Source organism: Mycobacterium colombiense, from assembly GCF_001953985.1.
Classification (GTDB): domain Bacteria; phylum Actinomycetota; class Actinomycetes; order Mycobacteriales; family Mycobacteriaceae; genus Mycobacterium; species Mycobacterium colombiense_B.
Genome location: NZ_MBEI01000032.1, coordinates 64,024 through 79,723, shown reverse-complemented (window position 1 = coordinate 79,723; position 15,700 = coordinate 64,024). Strand labels below are relative to the sequence as shown.

Annotated in this window: 16 protein-coding genes; 7 read left to right on the top strand and 9 right to left on the bottom strand. The window is 70.4% G+C overall.

Annotated features, from left to right (window positions below; all coding sequences use genetic code 11):
• On the bottom strand, window positions 1–439 hold a 439-nt coding region (locus tag A5732_RS07745), incomplete at its 3' end, for a biotin/lipoyl-containing protein (RefSeq protein ID WP_290439397.1).
• A gap of 196 nt (window positions 440–635) precedes the next feature.
• Here A5732_RS07745 and A5732_RS07740 point away from each other — a divergent pair.
• Window positions 636–2,414, top strand: coding sequence for an SDR family oxidoreductase (locus tag A5732_RS07740; RefSeq protein ID WP_076101857.1), 1,779 nt, complete (start codon window positions 636–638; stop codon window positions 2,412–2,414).
• Between the two features lie 6 nt (window positions 2,415–2,420).
• On the opposite strand, the gene A5732_RS07735 is transcribed toward A5732_RS07740, so the two are convergent.
• The gene (locus A5732_RS07735; RefSeq protein WP_064952160.1) at window positions 2,421–2,762 is read right to left on the bottom strand and encodes a hypothetical protein; all 342 of its coding nucleotides are present in this window, start codon (window positions 2,760–2,762) and stop codon (window positions 2,421–2,423) included.
• 145 nt (window positions 2,763–2,907) lie between these two features.
• Between A5732_RS07735 and A5732_RS07730 the strand changes: the two genes are divergently transcribed.
• Window positions 2,908–3,357: an SRPBCC family protein gene (locus A5732_RS07730; RefSeq protein WP_076056644.1), complete on the top strand. Its 450-nt coding sequence runs from the start codon at window positions 2,908–2,910 to the stop codon at window positions 3,355–3,357.
• Window positions 3,354–4,949 carry a phytoene desaturase family protein gene (locus A5732_RS07725; RefSeq protein ID WP_076056642.1) on the top strand — a complete coding sequence of 532 codons (1,596 nt, stop codon included), beginning with the start codon at window positions 3,354–3,356 and terminating at the stop codon, window positions 4,947–4,949. Before A5732_RS07730 ends, A5732_RS07725 begins: the two co-directional genes overlap by 4 nt.
• A 7-nt stretch (window positions 4,950–4,956) precedes the next feature.
• Here A5732_RS07725 and A5732_RS07720 read toward each other — a convergent pair whose 3' ends face one another.
• Both A5732_RS07720 and A5732_RS07715 read right to left on the bottom strand, forming a co-directional pair.
• Window positions 4,957–6,504: a leucyl aminopeptidase gene (locus A5732_RS07720; RefSeq protein WP_076101856.1), complete on the bottom strand. Its 1,548-nt coding sequence runs from the start codon at window positions 6,502–6,504 to the stop codon at window positions 4,957–4,959.
• Between the two features lie 30 nt (window positions 6,505–6,534).
• Window positions 6,535–7,638, bottom strand: coding sequence for an adenylate/guanylate cyclase domain-containing protein (locus A5732_RS07715; RefSeq protein ID WP_076101855.1), 1,104 nt, complete (start codon window positions 7,636–7,638; stop codon window positions 6,535–6,537).
• A 44-nt stretch (window positions 7,639–7,682) separates the two neighbouring features.
• On the opposite strand from A5732_RS07715, the gene gcvT reads away from it, so the two are divergent.
• Window positions 7,683–8,777, top strand: a complete 1,095-nt coding sequence (gene gcvT, locus A5732_RS07710; protein WP_216351569.1) for a glycine cleavage system aminomethyltransferase GcvT — start codon at window positions 7,683–7,685, stop codon at window positions 8,775–8,777.
• 55 nt (window positions 8,778–8,832) lie between these two features.
• Complete coding sequence (locus A5732_RS07705; protein WP_076101853.1) at window positions 8,833–9,939, top strand: branched-chain amino acid aminotransferase; 1,107 nt, start codon at window positions 8,833–8,835, stop codon at window positions 9,937–9,939.
• Between the two features lie 81 nt (window positions 9,940–10,020).
• On the opposite strand, the gene A5732_RS07700 is transcribed toward A5732_RS07705, so the two are convergent.
• Genes A5732_RS07700 through A5732_RS07685 form a run of 4 tightly spaced genes read right to left on the bottom strand, consistent with a single transcriptional unit; the run spans window position 10,021 to window position 13,102 of the window.
• Window positions 10,021–10,779 (bottom strand): adenosylcobinamide-GDP ribazoletransferase, encoded by a 759-nt coding sequence (locus tag A5732_RS07700; protein ID WP_076101852.1) that lies wholly within the window; start codon window positions 10,777–10,779, stop codon window positions 10,021–10,023.
• Window positions 10,776–11,849, bottom strand: coding sequence for a nicotinate-nucleotide--dimethylbenzimidazole phosphoribosyltransferase (gene cobT, locus A5732_RS07695; RefSeq protein WP_142256571.1), 1,074 nt, complete (start codon window positions 11,847–11,849; stop codon window positions 10,776–10,778). Before cobT ends, A5732_RS07700 begins: the two co-directional genes overlap by 4 nt.
• The gene (locus tag A5732_RS07690) at window positions 11,846–12,382 is read right to left on the bottom strand and encodes a bifunctional adenosylcobinamide kinase/adenosylcobinamide-phosphate guanylyltransferase (protein ID WP_076101850.1); all 537 of its coding nucleotides are present in this window, start codon (window positions 12,380–12,382) and stop codon (window positions 11,846–11,848) included. Before A5732_RS07690 ends, cobT begins: the two co-directional genes overlap by 4 nt.
• Before the next feature lie 27 nt (window positions 12,383–12,409).
• Window positions 12,410–13,102 carry a DUF3043 domain-containing protein gene (locus A5732_RS07685; RefSeq protein ID WP_076101849.1) on the bottom strand — a complete coding sequence of 231 codons (693 nt, stop codon included), beginning with the start codon at window positions 13,100–13,102 and terminating at the stop codon, window positions 12,410–12,412.
• Between the two features lie 191 nt (window positions 13,103–13,293).
• Here A5732_RS07685 and A5732_RS07680 point away from each other — a divergent pair, with 191 nt between their 5' ends.
• The gene (locus tag A5732_RS07680; protein WP_064952175.1) at window positions 13,294–14,370 is read left to right on the top strand and encodes a glycerate kinase family protein; all 1,077 of its coding nucleotides are present in this window, start codon (window positions 13,294–13,296) and stop codon (window positions 14,368–14,370) included.
• 96 nt (window positions 14,371–14,466) lie between these two features.
• A complete protein-coding gene (locus tag A5732_RS07675; RefSeq protein ID WP_007770699.1) occupies window positions 14,467–14,826 on the top strand; it encodes a HesB/IscA family protein in 360 nt (119 codons plus the stop codon).
• A gap of 58 nt (window positions 14,827–14,884) precedes the next feature.
• On the opposite strand, the gene A5732_RS07670 is transcribed toward A5732_RS07675, so the two are convergent.
• Window positions 14,885–15,544: an Rv0361 family membrane protein gene (locus tag A5732_RS07670; RefSeq protein WP_076101848.1), complete on the bottom strand. Its 660-nt coding sequence runs from the start codon at window positions 15,542–15,544 to the stop codon at window positions 14,885–14,887.
• Window positions 15,545–15,700: the final 156 nt, after the last annotated feature.

Sequence of the window (15,700 nt, the reverse complement as noted above, 5' to 3'; positions counted from 1 at the left end):
GCTGGGCCTGCGGTTGCGGTTCGGGCTGGGCCTCGGGCTGCGCAGGGGCCGCGGACTGCGGCTGCGGCTCCGGCTGGGCCTGCGGTTGCGGTTCGGGCTGGGCCTCGGGCTGCGCAGGGGCCGCGGACTGCGGCTGCGGCTCCGGCTGGCTCGGCGCCGGCGCGGCCGGCTGCGAGTCGCCAGCGGGCGCGCCGCCCTCGGAGGCGTCGCCGATGACGGCCAGCTCGCCGCCGACCTCGACGGTGTCGTCCTCCTGGGCGACGATCTTGGTCAGCACACCGGCGGCCGGCGACGGAATTTCGGTGTCGACCTTGTCGGTCGACACCTCGACGAGCGGTTCGTCGAGTTCGACGGTGTCGCCTTCCTGCTTGAGCCAGCGGGTGACCGTCCCCTCGGTGACGCTCTCACCGAGTGCCGGCATCTGGACGGAGAAGGCCATCTCTTTTGACTCCTCGATCGCTCGTGGGTCGGGGCGGGTCGATCAGCTCTTGCGGAAGGCGAAGTAGCAATCCAAAACTATCCTGTCACTGTGCCCCTGTCGGCACACATCCAGGGCAGATACCCCGCGTTGGGCGGGTGACGCCGATCACGCTTGCTACGGTGTGGCGACTGCACGCCAGAGCGGGGAGGTCCCGATGCCGCCATCACAACAAGTAGCCCAGCATTTCGTCGACAGCGCCGACGGCGCCCGCATCGCGGTCTACGAAGAGGGCAACCCTGATGGCCCCACCGTCATGCTGGTGCACGGCTTCCCCGACTCGCACGTGCTGTGGGACGGGGTCGTCCCGCTGCTGGCCGAGCGGTTCCGGATCATCCGCTACGACAACCGCGGCGTCGGCCTGTCTTCGGTGCCCAAGCCGGTGTCGGCGTACAGCATGGACCGCTTCGCCGACGACTTCGCCGCCGTGACCGGCGAGCTGAGCCCGGGCCGGCCCGTGCACGTGCTGGCCCACGACTGGGGCTCGGTGGGGGTCTGGCACTACCTGAAGCGTCCCGGCGCCAGCGACCGGGTCGCGACGTTCACGTCGGTGTCCGGACCCGCCCAGGACCAGCTGGTCGATTACATCTTCAGCGGCCTGCGGGCGCCGTGGAAGCCGCGCACCTTCGTCCGGGCGATCAGCCAGGCGCTGCGGCTGACCTACATGATCTTCTTGTCGATTCCGATGCTCGCGCCGCTGTTCCTCCGCCTGACCATGTCGGTCCCGGCGCTGCGCCGCAACGCGGTCGACAACATCCCCGCCGAGCAGATCCACCACTCCGAGAAGCTGGCCAGAGACGCCGCCCAGTCGGTGAAAACCTATCCCGCCAACTACTTTCGGTCCTTCTCCGGTCGCAAGCAGGCCGTCGCGGTCATCGACGTGCCGGTGCAGCTCATCGTCAACACCAAGGACAAGTACGTGCGGCCCTACGGCTACGACCACACCCCGCGCTTCGTGCCGCGGCTGTGGCGCCGCGACATCCAGGCCGGTCACTTCTCGCCGATGTCACACGCGCAGGTGATGGCGGCGGCGGTGCGCGAGTTCGCCGACCACGCCGAGGGCGGCCAACCGAGCCGCGCGCTGCTGCGCGCGCAGGTGGGGCGTCCCCGCGGGTCGTTCGGCGACACCCTGGTGTCGGTCACCGGCGCGGGCAGCGGGATCGGCCGCGAGACCGCGTTCGCCTTCGCGCGCGAAGGCGCCGAGCTGGTCATCAGCGATATCGACGAGGCGGCGGTGAAGGCCACCGCGGGCGAGATCGCCACCGGCGGCGGTGTCGCGCACGCCTACGTGCTCGACGTGTCCGACGCGCAGGCGGTGGAGGCGTTCGCCGAGCGGGTCAGCACCGAGCACGGCGTGCCGGACATCGTCGTCAACAACGCCGGCATCGGGCACGCGGGTGGATTTCTGGACACCCCGCCCGAGCAGTTCGACCGGGTGCTCGACGTCAACCTGGGCGGCGTGGTCAACGGGTGCCGCGCGTTCGCCCGGCGGATGGTGGAACGCGGCACCGGCGGCTACATCGTCAACGTGTCCTCGATGGCGGCCTACGCCCCGCTGCAGTCGCTGAACGCCTACTGCACATCCAAGGCGGCGACCTACATGTTCTCCGACTGCCTGCGCGCCGAACTCGACGCCGCGGGGGTGGGGCTCACCACGATCTGCCCCGGCGTCATCGACACGAATATCATCAACACCACCCGATTCGACGCGCCCGTGGGAAAGCAGTCCGACGACGTCGACGGCCGCCGCGGGCAGCTGGGCAAGATGTTCGCGCTGCGGCGCTACGGCCCCGACAAGGTCGCCAACGCGATCCTGTCGTCGGTCAAGAAGAAGAAGCCGATTCGCCCGGTGGCGCCGGAAGCCTATGCGCTGTACGGACTTTCGCGCGTGGCGCCGCAGGGGCTGCGCAACGCCGCGCGGATGCGGGTGATCTGAGGCCGGCTAAACGACCGGTTTCGCCCCGCGACGTCCCGTCAACAGCGTCGCGCCGATCGCGATGACCCCGAGCACGGCCAGCGGTATCGCCCACGCGCGCCGGCTGCCCACCGACGACTGGCACTGCGCGACATAGTCGGTGTGCGGGATGATCTGGTTCAGAATGGGGATATTGGCCCCATTGCTGTTGTTGGCGCTTCTGGCCTCGGAAAGGTCCGTCGCCACGGCGTTTCCGCATCCGACCGAATGGCCGTTGCTGTCGGAAACCGACACCGGCGCCAGCAGTCCGATGATTCCGGCCAAGAGCAGCACGGCGCCCACACCGATGATCAACCGTCGCATCGTCATGGTTTCGCCTTTCGTCGTCGGGCATTCCGACCGCTAGGGAGATTAGCCGCGCTCCACCCCCGGTAAACGCGAGGCGCAGGCCGAATAACCCCGCCATTTGCCGGGTATTCGCCGCGATAACCGAGGACATGGAGGGTTTTCTGAGGTGATCACTGCAACGCGTGAGGTGCCCGAGTCGTGTGAGCGGGTCTGGGAGGTGCTGGCCCAGGGCTGGACCTACACCCAATGGGTGGTGGGAAACAGCCGCATGCGGGCCGTCGATCCGAACTGGCCGGAGCCGGGTTCCTCGATCAGGCACTCGATCGGGATCTGGCCGTTGGTGATCAACGACGCGACCATCGTGGAGGAGAGCGAACCGCCGCACAAGCTGGTGCTGCTTGCCCGGCTGGGCCCGCTGGGTGCCGCGCGAATCACCATGCTGCTGCACGAGATTCCGCAAGGCTGCCGGATCGAGATGATCGAGGTGCCCGCCGAGGGCCCGATGGCGGCCGTTCCGGATTCCCTTGCGCTGGCGGCGGCCTACCCGCGCAACAAGGAGTGCCTGTGGCGGCTGGCGGCGTTGTCGGAGCGCCTGGAGCCGAGCCAGGTGAAGTGACCGTGCGTGACACCGCCGATGCCGTCGTGATCGGCGCGGGACACCACGGCCTGGTGGCGGCGTCGATGCTGGCCGACGCGGGCTGGGACGTGTTGGTGCTGGAAGCCCAGCCCGAACCGGGCGGGGCGGTGCGCAGCGCCGAGCTGACGCCGGGCTACATTACCGACCTGTTCAGCTCCTTCTACCCGATGACGGTCGCCTCCCCGGCGATCACGGCGCTGCGGTTGGAGGATCACGGGCTGCGGTGGTCGCATGCGCCGACGGTGGTCGGGCACCCGCGCAACGGCTCCGACGACGACCCCCCGATCGTCTACCACGACCCCGCAAAGACGGCAGCGGAATTCGCGCGGCGGACGCCGGCCGACGGCGACAACTGGTTGCGCGTGGTGGACCTGTGGAACACCATCAAGGGCCCACTGCTCGACGCGATGCTGGCCCCCTTCCCGCCGGTGCGTCCCCTGCTGGGATTGCTGCGCAGGCTCGGCACGCCGGAAGCGGTCCGGGTCGCGCGTCTGCTGGTGCAGCCGGCCAACGCCATGGTAAGCCAACTGTTCGAGGGTGAGGCGCCGCGAACGTTGTTGTTGGGCAATGCAATGCACGCCGACGTTCCTCCGGATGCGCCGGTCAGCGGCGCCATGGGTTTCCTGATGACGATGCTGGCCCAGGATGTCGGCTGGCCGGTGCCGGTCGGCGGATCCGGCCAGCTCACCGCGGCGCTGGTGAAACGCGCCCGCTCGGCCGGGGCGCGAATCGAATGCAATCAGAACGTTTCTCGCATCCACGTGCAGGGCGGCCGGGCGGTCGGCGTGACGACGGCCGAGGGGCGATCGGTGATGGCTCGCCGTGCGGTGGTGGCCGACGTGACGGCGCCGCGCTTGTTCTGCGACATGCTGCCCGCCGACGCGGTGCCCGAAGCGCTGCGTCGCGACCTCCAGCACTACGAGTGGGATCCACCGGTGGTGAAGGTCAATTATGCGCTGGCGAAACCGATTCCGTGGCGGTCGAAAAGCCTGCAGTCAGTGGGCACCGTGCACCTGGGGGCCGACGGCGATGGACTGACCCGGTGGATGGCAGACCTGAACACCCGGGTGGTACCCGAGCATCCGTTCATGTTGTTGGGCCAGACGACCACGGCCGACCCGAGCAGATCGCCGGCCGGCACCGAAAGCGTCTGGGCCTACACGCATTTGCCGCGGAATGTGTCCGACGACGCGTCTGCGGACCGGTTGGCGGAGGCGGTGGACCGGGTCATCGAAGAGCATGCGCCGGGCTTCGGGTCGGCGGTGATCGGCCGGTTCGTGCAACGGCCGTCGGACCTGGAGGCCAACGACGCCAACCTGCATCTGGGGGCGCTGAACGGCGGAACCTCGCAGTTGCACCAGATGTTGGTCTTTCGCCCGGCGCCCGGCATGGGCCGAGCCGAAACACCGATCGAGCGGCTGTATTTGGGCAGCGCGTCGGCGACGCCGGGTGGCTCGGTGCACGGGGCGTGCGGGCGCAACGCCGCCAACGCCGCACTGGCCGCCGACGGCGCGACCGGCTGGCCGCGGCGCAAGTTGGGCCGGGCCGTGCTCAAACGGCTGACCGGCTAGCTCTTTACTAGCCCTTGTCGGCGATGTCCTCCAGGACCGCGAACATGGTCCGGGTCGGCACGCCGGTGGAACCCTTCGGTGAATAGCCCCACGGGCTGCCGGTGTTGAACGCCGGGCCGGCCACGTCGATGTGCGCCCAGCTCACGCCGTCGGCGACGAACTCCCGCAGGAACACCCCGGCCACCAACATGCCGGCGAAGCGCTGCCCGCTGATGTTGGACAGATCGGCCACCGTGGACTTCAGGTCTTCCTTGAGCTCGTCGGGCAGCGGCATCGGCCAGCCGTTCTCGCCGACCCGCTGCGAGATCGACGCGACGCGGTCGCGGAATTCGTCGCTGCCCATCACGCCGGGGATCCGGGCGCCCAGCGCCACCGTCTGCGCGCCGGTCAGGGTGGACGTCTCGATCAGGTAGTCGGGGTTGTCCTCGCACGCCCGCACGATGGCGTCGGCCAGGATCAGCCGGCCCTCCGCGTCGGTGTTCTGCACCTCGACCGTGATGCCGCCGTACTGAGTCAGCACGTCGCCCGGGCGCTGCGCGGTGGCCGACGGCATGTTCTCGGCCATCGGCACGGTGGCGATCACGTCGATCGGCAGTTTGCGCTGCGCGGCCAGCGCGACGGTCGCGATCACCGCGGCGGCCCCGCCCATGTCCGAGGTCATGTGGTGCATGCCCACGGCCGGCTTGATCGAGATGCCGCCGGTGTCGAAGGTGACCCCCTTGCCGACCAGCGCCACTCGCTTTGCCTGCTTGGATTTCTTGGCCAGCTTCGAACCGCGGTGAGTCAGGCGCACCAGCCGCGGCGGACGCGACGAGCCCTGCCCGACGCCGATGATCCCGCCGTAGCCACCCTTCTGCAGTGCCTTGTCGTCCAGCACTTCCACCTCGAGGCCGACCGACTCGCCCAAAGCCCTTGCGCGCTTGGCGAATTCGTCGGGGAACAGGTGGCTGGGCGGGGTGTTGACAAAGTCACGCGCCGTGGCGACGGCGGTCGCCACGGCGGCACCGTGGGCGGCGTCGTTCTTGGCGTCCTTCGCGGTGGTGAGCACCGTGACTTTGCGCAGCCCTTGGTCTTTGGGTGCCGTCTTGTCGCTGCGGAATTCGGTGAACCGGTAGCTGCCCAGGATCAGACCCTCGACGGTGGCCGATACGACGCCCTCGCCGGGCAGTTCGGCCAGCGTGGTGAGCGCCGATTCGGTCTTGCCGAGCGATCGGGCGGCCACCCCGGCGGCGCGACGGACGGTGTCGGCCGGCCAGTCGGATCGCGGCTTGCCCAGGCCGACGGTCAGCACGCTGGACACCGGCAGCGACGGCACCACCAGCCGGTGCACCTGCTCGGCAGCGCCGGTAGCCTCCAGCGCCCGCAGACCCGATTCGATCTCGGCGACCGCGTCAGAGGACAGGAACGGCTCGGCCGCCGCAACGGCCGCGCCCGGCTTCTCGTCCTCGCCGGTCGACACGACGGGCACGATCAGCACGGTGGACGCGGCGGCGCGCCGTGGCAGCGAGGAGGCGACGGTGACAGAAGGGGCCTGGTATCCGGGTTCGGTACTCACGCGTAACCACCCTAGTCACCGCGGATCGGCTCAGCTCGGTGGCGTCCCGGCGCTCAGGTCGAAAGCTCGCACCGGGTCGTCAAACCCCTTGAGCGCCAACGGGCCACGGGCGACGGCGGGCCAGTTCGGCAATTTCTCCTGCAGCGCCGGCGCGGCGAGTATCTGTCCGGGCTCAGCGGCCGCCACGAGTCGCGCGGCCAGGTTCACCGGGTTGCCGAAGTAGTCGCCGTTGATCGCCAGGACCGTGCCGAAGGCGAGGCCGGCGCGGACCTGCAGCCCCTCCTCGCGCGCCCGCGGGTGATCGACGAGATCGGCCGCCGCCCTGGCGAGTTGCTCGGGCGACGCGCTCACCCACATCACCTCGTCGCCGATGAACTTCACCACCCGGCCGCCATCGCGCAGGACTACGTCCGAGACGGTTCCCGCGAACTCGTTGAGCAGGTGCGACAACTGCGCGGGGGTAAGCGCGTTCGTGAGCACGGTAAAGCCGGACAGATCGGCGAAACCGATCCCGCACACCACGCTTGCCGAGGTGTCGCGCAGGACGCCCTCGAAGTGGGTTCGGGCGCCGGTCAGGTGGTGGCGGTGCACGACGTCGATCAACGGACCGATCCGGGGGACGAACTCCGCGACCGCCCGGTACGCCTGCGCCGTGGCGAGCTCGTCGTGGGTGTGGTCAATCTGGATGTCCGGCGTGCCGGCGCGGATCGCCGTCGACTCGGCCTCGGCGAGCCGGGCCATCGCGGCGCCAAGCACCCGCAGCATGCCGTGCGCGCCGGCCTCACCCACCACCATCTTGAGCGCGACCCAGGTCGACAAGGCGTCGACGTCGGCCTGGCTCAGCACGGGAACGTCGGGCCCGGCGACGGTCAGGCCGAGCAACGCCCACGCATTCGCCACCTCTTCGGCCGATATGCCGAGTTCCTCGGCCGCGGCCTGCAGGGTATAGATCGGGCGGCCCGACCAGGCCAGGACATCACCGGCAAGCCCGAACAGCCGGCCGCGCCGTTCGGCTTCGACCATGTCGTCGACCGTGAAGCCCAGGTCGTCGAGGTACTTGATCAGGTCGGCCCGTTCGCGCGGGTTGGCGATCCCGGCGGCCTCGAGCTCCTCGAAGTCGTACGACTCGGACACCTGCCCAAGTGTGCCAGCATCGCAGCGGATTAGGGTGGGACGCCGTGAGCGAGCTGGAGCACGGACCGCTGGAAGACCGTCATCGCGAGATGGGCGCCAATTTCGCCGAATTCGGCGGCTGGCTGATGCCGGTGTCGTATGCGGGCACCGTCAGCGAGCACAACGCGACGCGCAACGCGGTCGGCCTCTTCGACGTCAGCCACCTGGGCAAGGCGTTGGTCCGCGGGCCGGGGGCGGCGCAGTTCGTCAACTCCGCGCTCACCAACGACTTGAACCGGATCGGGCCCGGCAAGGCGCAATACACGTTGTGCTGCACCGAATCCGGTGGCGTCATCGACGACCTGATCGCCTACTACGTCGACGCCGACGAGATCTTCCTGGTGCCCAATGCGGCGAACACCGCCGCCGTGGTCGAGGCGCTGCAGGCCGCCGCCCCGAGCGGGCTGACCATCACCAACCAGCACCGCTCGTTCGCCGTACTGGCCGTGCAGGGGCCGCGGTCGGCGGACGTGCTCGGGCAGCTGGGCCTGCCCACCGACATGGATTACATGGCATACGCCGATACCTCGTTCTCCGGCGTGCCGGTGCGGGTCTGCCGCACCGGCTACACCGGCGAGCACGGCTACGAGCTGCTGCCGCCGTGGGACTCCGCCGGCGCGGTGTTCGACGCCCTGGCCGAGGCGGTGGGCGCGGCCGGGGGCGAGCCGGCCGGCCTGGGCGCGCGCGACACGCTGCGCACCGAGATGGGCTATCCGCTACACGGCCACGAACTCGCGCTCGACATCTCCCCGCTGCAGGCCCGCTGCGGCTGGGCGATCGGCTGGAAGAAGGACGCGTTCTTCGGCCGCGACGCGCTGCTGGCCGAGAAGGAGGCCGGCCCGGCGCGGCTGCTGCGCGGGCTGCGGATGGTGGGCCGCGGGGTGCTGCGCGCCGGGCTGACGGTGCTCACCGGCGACACGCCGGTGGGGGTCACCACCTCGGGCACGTTCTCGCCGACGCTGCAGGCCGGGATCGCTCTGGCGCTGATCGACGCCGATGCGGGAGTCGAGGACGGTCAGGAGATCACCGTCGACGTCCGCGGCCGTCCCGCCGCATGCGAAGTGGTGCGCCCGCCGTTCGTCGCGGTGAAAACCCGCTAGCCGCGCCGCTTGCGCGGGCGAAATCCGATTCGGTAGGCGGATATACAATCGGCCAATGACCAGTGGCTCCCTCGAGTTCATGGTTTCGCGCTCGGCAAGTCCGGCGACCGACGCCGAACGCGAAACCATCCTGGCCGAGCCGGGTTTCGGCAAGTACTTCACCGATCACATGGTGTCGATCGACTACGACGACGGCGAAGGTTGGCACAACGCGCGCGTCATCCCGTACGGCCCCATCGAGCTGGACCCGTCGGCGATCGTGCTGCACTACGCGCAGGAGATCTTCGAGGGGCTCAAGGCGTACCGCTGGGCCGACGGCTCGATCGTGTCGTTTCGCGCCGAGGCCAACGCCGCCCGGCTGCGGTCCTCGGCGCGGCGGCTCGCCGTCCCGGAGGTGCCCGAAGAGCTGTTCATGGAGTCGCTGCGCCAGCTGATCGCCGTCGACAACGCCTGGGTTCCGGCCGCGGGCGGCGAGGAGGCGCTGTACCTGCGCCCGTTCGTCATCGCCACCGAGCCTGGGCTGGGTGTGCGGCCGTCCAAGCGGTACCGCTACCTGGTGATCGCCTCACCGGCCGGCGCCTACTTCAAGGGCGGCATCAGCCCGGTCACCGTCTGGGTGTCGACGGAGTACGTGCGTGCCAGCCCCGGCGGCACCGGCGCGGCCAAGTTCGGCGGCAACTACGCGGCCTCGCTGTCGGCCCAGGCCGAGGCCGCGGTCAACGACTGCGACCAGGTGGTGTGGCTGGACGCCGTCGAGCGGCGCTTCGTCGAAGAGATGGGCGGGATGAACATCTTCTTCGTGTTCGGCAGCGGCGGATCGGCGCGGCTGGTCACCCCGGAACTGTCCGGCTCGCTGTTGCCCGGCATCACGCGGAACTCCTTGCTGCAGTTGGCCATTGACGCCGGATTCTCCGTCGAGGAACGCAAGATCGATATCGACGAATGGCAGAAGAAGGCCGCCGCCGGGGAGATCACCGAGGTGTTCGCCTGCGGCACCGCCGCGGTCATCACGCCCGTCTCGCACGTGAAGTACGGCGACGCCGAATTCACCGTCGCCGACGGCCAGCCCGGCGAGGTGACGATGGCGTTGCGGGACACACTGACCGGGATCCAGCGCGGCACCTTCGCCGACACCCACGGCTGGATGGCCCGGCTGGGCTAAGGCCGCCCGTCGACGAGCCCGTCGAAAGTGAAGTTAGCTTCACATTCGGGCGCGAGCGTGAAGTTAGCTTCACACTCGCGGCTAGAACCGCACCGCACCCGCGAGCAGCACCGCCGTCACCGTCGTGGTCAGTTCGATCGCGGCGCCCAGCACGTCGCCGGTGATGCCGCCGAATCGGCGCACACAGTGCCGCACCAGGATTGCCCCGCAGCCCAGGCCCAGCAGCACCGCCACCGGTCCCTGCCACGGCCGCGGCCCGGCCGGCAGCGAGGCGGCCAGCAGCACCGCGACCCAGGCCGCCACCACCGGAGTCGGCTGGCTTCCGGCGACCCGGACGCCCAGGGCGCTGCCGTCGGCGGCCGGCACCGACCGGCGGCCGGCGAGCACCGCGGTCACCCGGCCCGCGAAAACCGCCACGGCCACGGCGACCACCCCGGGGACCACCCGGCCGGTGGCCCCCAGCGCCGAAAACGCCAGTGCCTGCAGCATGATCACCACGACGACGGCGGCGACGCCGAACGCCCCGGTCGCCCCCTCACGCATCACCGCGAGCGCCCGCTGCGGCGGCCCGTAGCAGCCCAGGCCGTCGGCCGTGTCGGCGACGCCGTCGACATGCAGGCCGCGGGTCGCAAGCAGCAGCACCGCGACCGCGAGCAGGCCGGGCAGCGGGCTGGTCCGGCCGAACACCCAGGCGCCACCCCAGGTCACGGCCGCGGCCAGCGCCCCCAGCGCGGCGCCCACCACCGGCAGCGCCGTCATGGCGCCGCGGCCCATCGGCGTGTTGCCCGCGACGGGCAGCACCGTGCCGAAGGCGAAAGCCGTTGCCAGCGAACGGATCACGACGGAGGAGCGGACTTATCGGGACGGTCTGCGCGGTCGGACACACCGGCCTGGGTGAAGGTCGCCATCGACGACAGGGCGGCCACCGCCGCGCGCAGCACCGGCAGCGCGAGCGCGGCGCCGGTGCCCTCACCCAGCCGCATCCGCAGGTCGAGGATCGGCTCGAGGTCCAGCGCCGTCAGCGCCAACCCCTGAGCAGGCTCGGTGGACCGGTGACCGGCCTGCCACCACAGCCGCGCACCCGGCGCCAGGTGCTCGGCGACCAGCGCGGCCGCCGTCACCGCCATGCCGTCGAGCAGCAGCGGCGTGCGCCGCACCGCGGCCTGCGCGCAGAAGCCGGCCATCGCTGCCAGGTCCGCGCCGCCGGCGCGGCGCAGCAGCGCGACCGGATCGGGCAGCACCTGTCGCGCGCGAAACAGGGCGTCGCGCACCGCGGCAGTCTTGCGGGCCCAGCCGGCGTCATCGATCCCGGTCCCGAACCCCACCGCGACGACCGGCTCGGCGTTCGTCAGCGCCGCCACCAATACCGTTGCGGGCGTGGTGTTTCCGATACCCATGTCGCCGGCGATCAGCAGGTCGGCGCCGGCGTCGACCTCCTCGTCGGCGATGGCGGCGCCGGCGGCGAGCGCCCGCGCGGTCTCGTCGTCGCTCAACGCGTCCTCGACCCGGATGTCGCCGCTTGCGCGCCGCAGCTTGTGCGCGCCGATCCGTTCGGTCAGCGGGTCCGCGTCAACCGCGAGGTCCGCGACCCGCACCGTCGCCCCGGCGATGTCGGCCAGGGCGTTGATCGCGGCCCCGCCGGCATCGAAGTTGGTGACCATCTGCGCCGTCACCTCCGGCGGATAGGCCGACACTCCCGACCGCGCGACGCCGTGGTCGCCGGCGAACACCACCACCCGGGCCCGCTCGAATTGCTTTGGCGGGCATTGCCCTTGACACGACGCGACCCACACCGACAAATCCTCGAGGCGGCCCAGCGCGCCCCGGGGTTTGGTCAGGGTGTCCTGGCGGGCGCGGGCGGCGGCGGCGACGCCGGCATCGGGCGGCGAGACGGTGGCGAATTCCATCAGGCCCCCGCCGGTTTGATCGGCACCGGCTGCCCGGCCACCACCAGCACCACCCGCTCGCACAACCGGGCGAGGCGCTGGTTGAGGCTGCCCAGTTCGTCGGCGAACCGGCGTCCGGCGGCGGTCGCGGGCACGACGGTCAACCCGACCTCCGGGCTGACCAGCACCAGCGGGGAAGCGAAGTCGCCGATCGCGGCCAGCACGTCATCGATGGGAGCCGCGACCGAGCCGCCATCCCAGGCATTGGTGCGGTCCAGCGCGCCGGTCAGCCAGGTGCCCAGGTCGTCGACCAGCGTGGGGGTGCCCGGCGACTGGCGCAATTGCGTTGCGATGTCGTCGGTTTCGATCGTGGACCAGTGCTCCGGCCGGCGGCTGCGATGCTGGGCGATCCGGTTCGCCCACGCCGCGTCGTCGTGGCCGGCCGGCCCGGGCGCCAGGTAGTGAACCGCCTGCCCGGCCGGCAACCCGTCGGCGATGGCTTGCTCCGCCCACCGCGATTTGCCTGACCTGATCCCGCCGAGCACCAGCGTGCGCACCGGTGTCAGCCCGCTTTCCGGCGAGCTTTAATCGACACTGGCGCCGTGTTTGACCTGGGGCCGCGGCGCGCGCAACTTGCGCATCTGAGACGCCCGGCCGGCGGCGTAAAGGCCTAGCTTCCAACGGCTTTCGGTGTTGCTGGGGAACTTGGCGTCGACCAGTCTGCTGACCTTGCGGCCCAGGATAAGGCCGTCGACGCTCATCACGGCCATCAGCGCCAGCATGGCCGGCGACACCCACAGCTGCAGTTGCGGGACGCCGAACATGACGAACATCAAGAACAGGGTCGACGGCATGAACAGGCCCAGCAGATTGCGCCGGGAGTCCACCACGTCGCGAACGTAGCGGCGAATGGGGCCCTGATCGCGCGGCAACAGGTAGCCCTCTTCGCCGGCCATCATCTTTGCCCGGCGATCCGACATGCGGGCGCGGCCGGCGGCCTTGTCCGCCCGGCGCTCCTCGCGGCTGAGCTTGGGACCGGCCAGCGATTTGCGCCGGGCCCGCGCCTCGGCGGCCGTCATCGGCGCCGGCGCGACCGGCCCCTTCCTGGTGTTGCGGCGGGCCTCGTTGCGCTTGGGCGTGGGACGGCCCTTGGGGCCTGTCCGCTGCGCCTCGCGGGTCGCGTCGCCCGAGGCGCCAGCAACGCCGGTAGCGCTCGACGCGGCGGCGCCCTCGTCGAGATCGGTGTCCTGGCCCTTCTTACGGCCCAACAGCTTCACAGTGGCCAGGTTACTTCGCGGCCGACGCGTGCCGGAATTCGCCTGGAATGCCTTGCTATTAGACCTGCGTTAGTGTCGCCCTTGGCCCTACTCTTACACGTGATGAATGGCAGCCTTTGATGGACGACGGGTCGATGGCCTCGGATGATGGTGGTCCCGGCCTGGCCCCCGGCCGCCTTCAACTGCCCGCCATGCAGGTCCTGGTGGCCCCGGACTGCTACGCCGACAGCATGTCGGCGCTGGAAGCCTCGGCCGCCATCGCGACCGGCTGGACACGGTCACGTCCCGGCGACCGGTTCATCGTCGCCCCGCAATCCGACGGCGGCCCCGGCTTCGTCGAGGTGCTCGCCAGCCGGCTGGGGGAGACGCGGCGACTGCGGGTGTCCGGACCGCTGAAAGCCATGGTCGAGGCCGATTGGGTGTTCGACCGCGGCTCGGCCACCGCCTACCTGGAGTGCGCGCAGGCGTGCGGCCTGGCGCTGGTCGGCGGACCGCCCACCCCGGAGACCGCCATGGCGGCGCACAGCAAAGGCGTGGGGCAGCTGATCGCCGAGGCGCTGCGGGTCGGGGCGATGCGCATCGTGGTCGGCCTGGGCGGCAGCGCCTGCACCGACGGCGGGCAGGGCATGATCGCCGAACTCGGCGGCCTGGACACCGCCCGCCGGCAACTGGGCAACGTGGAGTTGATCGCCGCCTCCGACACCGAATACCCGCTGCTGGGCCCGTGGGGGGCGGCCCGGGTGTTCGGGCCGCAGAAGGGCGCCGACACGGCCACCGTCGCGGCGCTGGAAGTTCGCCTGCAGGCCTGGGCGCTGATCCTGGAGGCGGTGGCCGGACGGGACGTGAGCGCGGAGCCGGGCGCGGCGGCCGCCGGCGGCATCGGCGCCGGGTTGCTGGCGCTCGGCGGCCGCTGCGAGTCCGGGGCGGCGATCATCGCCGAGCACACCCGGCTGTCCGACGACCTGGACACGGCGGACATGATCGTCACCGGTGAGGGCCGGTTCGACGAGCAGTCCCTGCACGGCAAGGTGGTGGGCTTTCTGGCCGACGCGGCGCGGCCGCGGGGGATTCCGGTGGTCGTGCTGGCCGGCCAGGTCGACTTGGACAACGCGACGGTGCGCTCGTCGGGCATCATGGCGGCGTTATCCATCGCCGAGCACGCCGGATCGGTGCGGCTGGCCCAGGCCGACGCGGCCAACCAGCTCATGGGGCTGGCATCCGTAGTTGCGGCGCGACTCGGGAATAGCGGTCCTGCAAGGTACCGTTGATGGAGTGGACTTTCGGGCGGTCCGGATCGCCCGGCGCAAGCCGGCGATTTCGGGCTTGATCGACCCCACCCAACGATGAGGGATGTAGGAGAAGCAATGACGGTGCAGAACGAGTCGAACGCCACGACGACCCACGGCGTGATCCTGACCGAGGCCGCCGCCACCAAGGCAAAGTCGCTGCTGGACCAGGAGGGCCGCGACGACCTGGCGCTGCGCATCGCGGTGCAGCCGGGCGGCTGCGCCGGCCTGCGCTACAACCTCTTCTTTGACGACCGGGCGCTGGACGGCGACCTGACCGCGGAGTTCGGCGGTGTGAAGCTGACGGTGGACCGGATGAGCGCGCCCTACGTCGAAGGCGCGTCGATCGACTTCGTGGACACCATCGAGAAGCAGGGCTTCACCATCGACAACCCCAACGCCACCGGCTCGTGCGCCTGCGGCGACTCATTCAACTGATCGGTTAGATCCCGCAAATCCGTCAGCCGGGCTGTGCAGTCCGGCTGACGGTGTGCGTTCAGTACGAGCCGCCGGTGCGCAGCACGTACGAGCAGACCATGATCTGGCCGCGCTGGAACAGCAGCTGCGCGATGCCCTGCACCTGCCCGTGCATCGGGCCGCCGCTCACCGGGGACACCCGCATGGTGAACAACGCCTGAGCCTGGTACTGCGACAGGTAGACGATCTTGTCGATCGAGGTCAGCTCGACCTCGGAGAACTGCTTGCGGAAGGCGTCGCTGCTGAGCTTGGCCAGGGCCTGGTCGGATCGCTTGTCCTGGACGCCGTCGTACAGCCCGCAGAGCGCGTTGCGGGCGATCTCGTCGATGTCGCGGTGCTCGAGCGCGTCCAGGTAGCCCTGGATTGCCGTCTTCGCCGCGCCCTCGGAGAACGTGGCGCCGGTGTTGGCGCCGTTGGTGCGGACCCCGTAGACGATCGCCACCGTCAGCACCGCGACGAGCACGATGGCCAGCACGACGCCGACGATCAGCCCGCGCTTGGACCGTTGCGGCGGGTACGGGGCCGGCGGAGGCTGACCGGCATAATTGGCGGGAGCAGGTCCTGCCTGCGGAGCTGGGGCGAAGCCCGCGTCATCGGGGAACTCGAGTGGCTGGGATTCGCTTGGGGGAGTTGGTCCTTCGCCGCCGACGGTGTGGTTCGGCGAGTGCGGACCTGCCATCGTGGTTCTCCTACGGTGGTAGACGGGATTGCAAGCGGGTTGCGGCCCGAGCAATGTGATCCCGGCGACTTGAGTGAGTTCCCTAGGGAGGCTAGCGCACGGCAACGGGCCGAGGAGTGCACACAGCGACGGTCGAGGACCGTGAGTAAGCTAGAT

Coding starts and splice junctions, on each gene's coding strand:
- A5732_RS07740 (WP_076101857.1), top strand. CDS start 636: ATGCCGCCATCACAACAAGTAGCCCAGCATTTCGTCGACAGCGCCGAC.
- A5732_RS07735 (WP_064952160.1), bottom strand. CDS start 2,762: ATGACGATGCGACGGTTGATCATCGGTGTGGGCGCCGTGCTGCTCTTG.
- A5732_RS07705 (WP_076101853.1), top strand. CDS start 8,833: ATGACCAGTGGCTCCCTCGAGTTCATGGTTTCGCGCTCGGCAAGTCCG.
- A5732_RS07680 (WP_064952175.1), top strand. CDS start 13,294: ATGCAGGTCCTGGTGGCCCCGGACTGCTACGCCGACAGCATGTCGGCG.
- A5732_RS07675 (WP_007770699.1), top strand. CDS start 14,467: ATGACGGTGCAGAACGAGTCGAACGCCACGACGACCCACGGCGTGATC.
- A5732_RS07670 (WP_076101848.1), bottom strand. CDS start 15,544: ATGGCAGGTCCGCACTCGCCGAACCACACCGTCGGCGGCGAAGGACCA.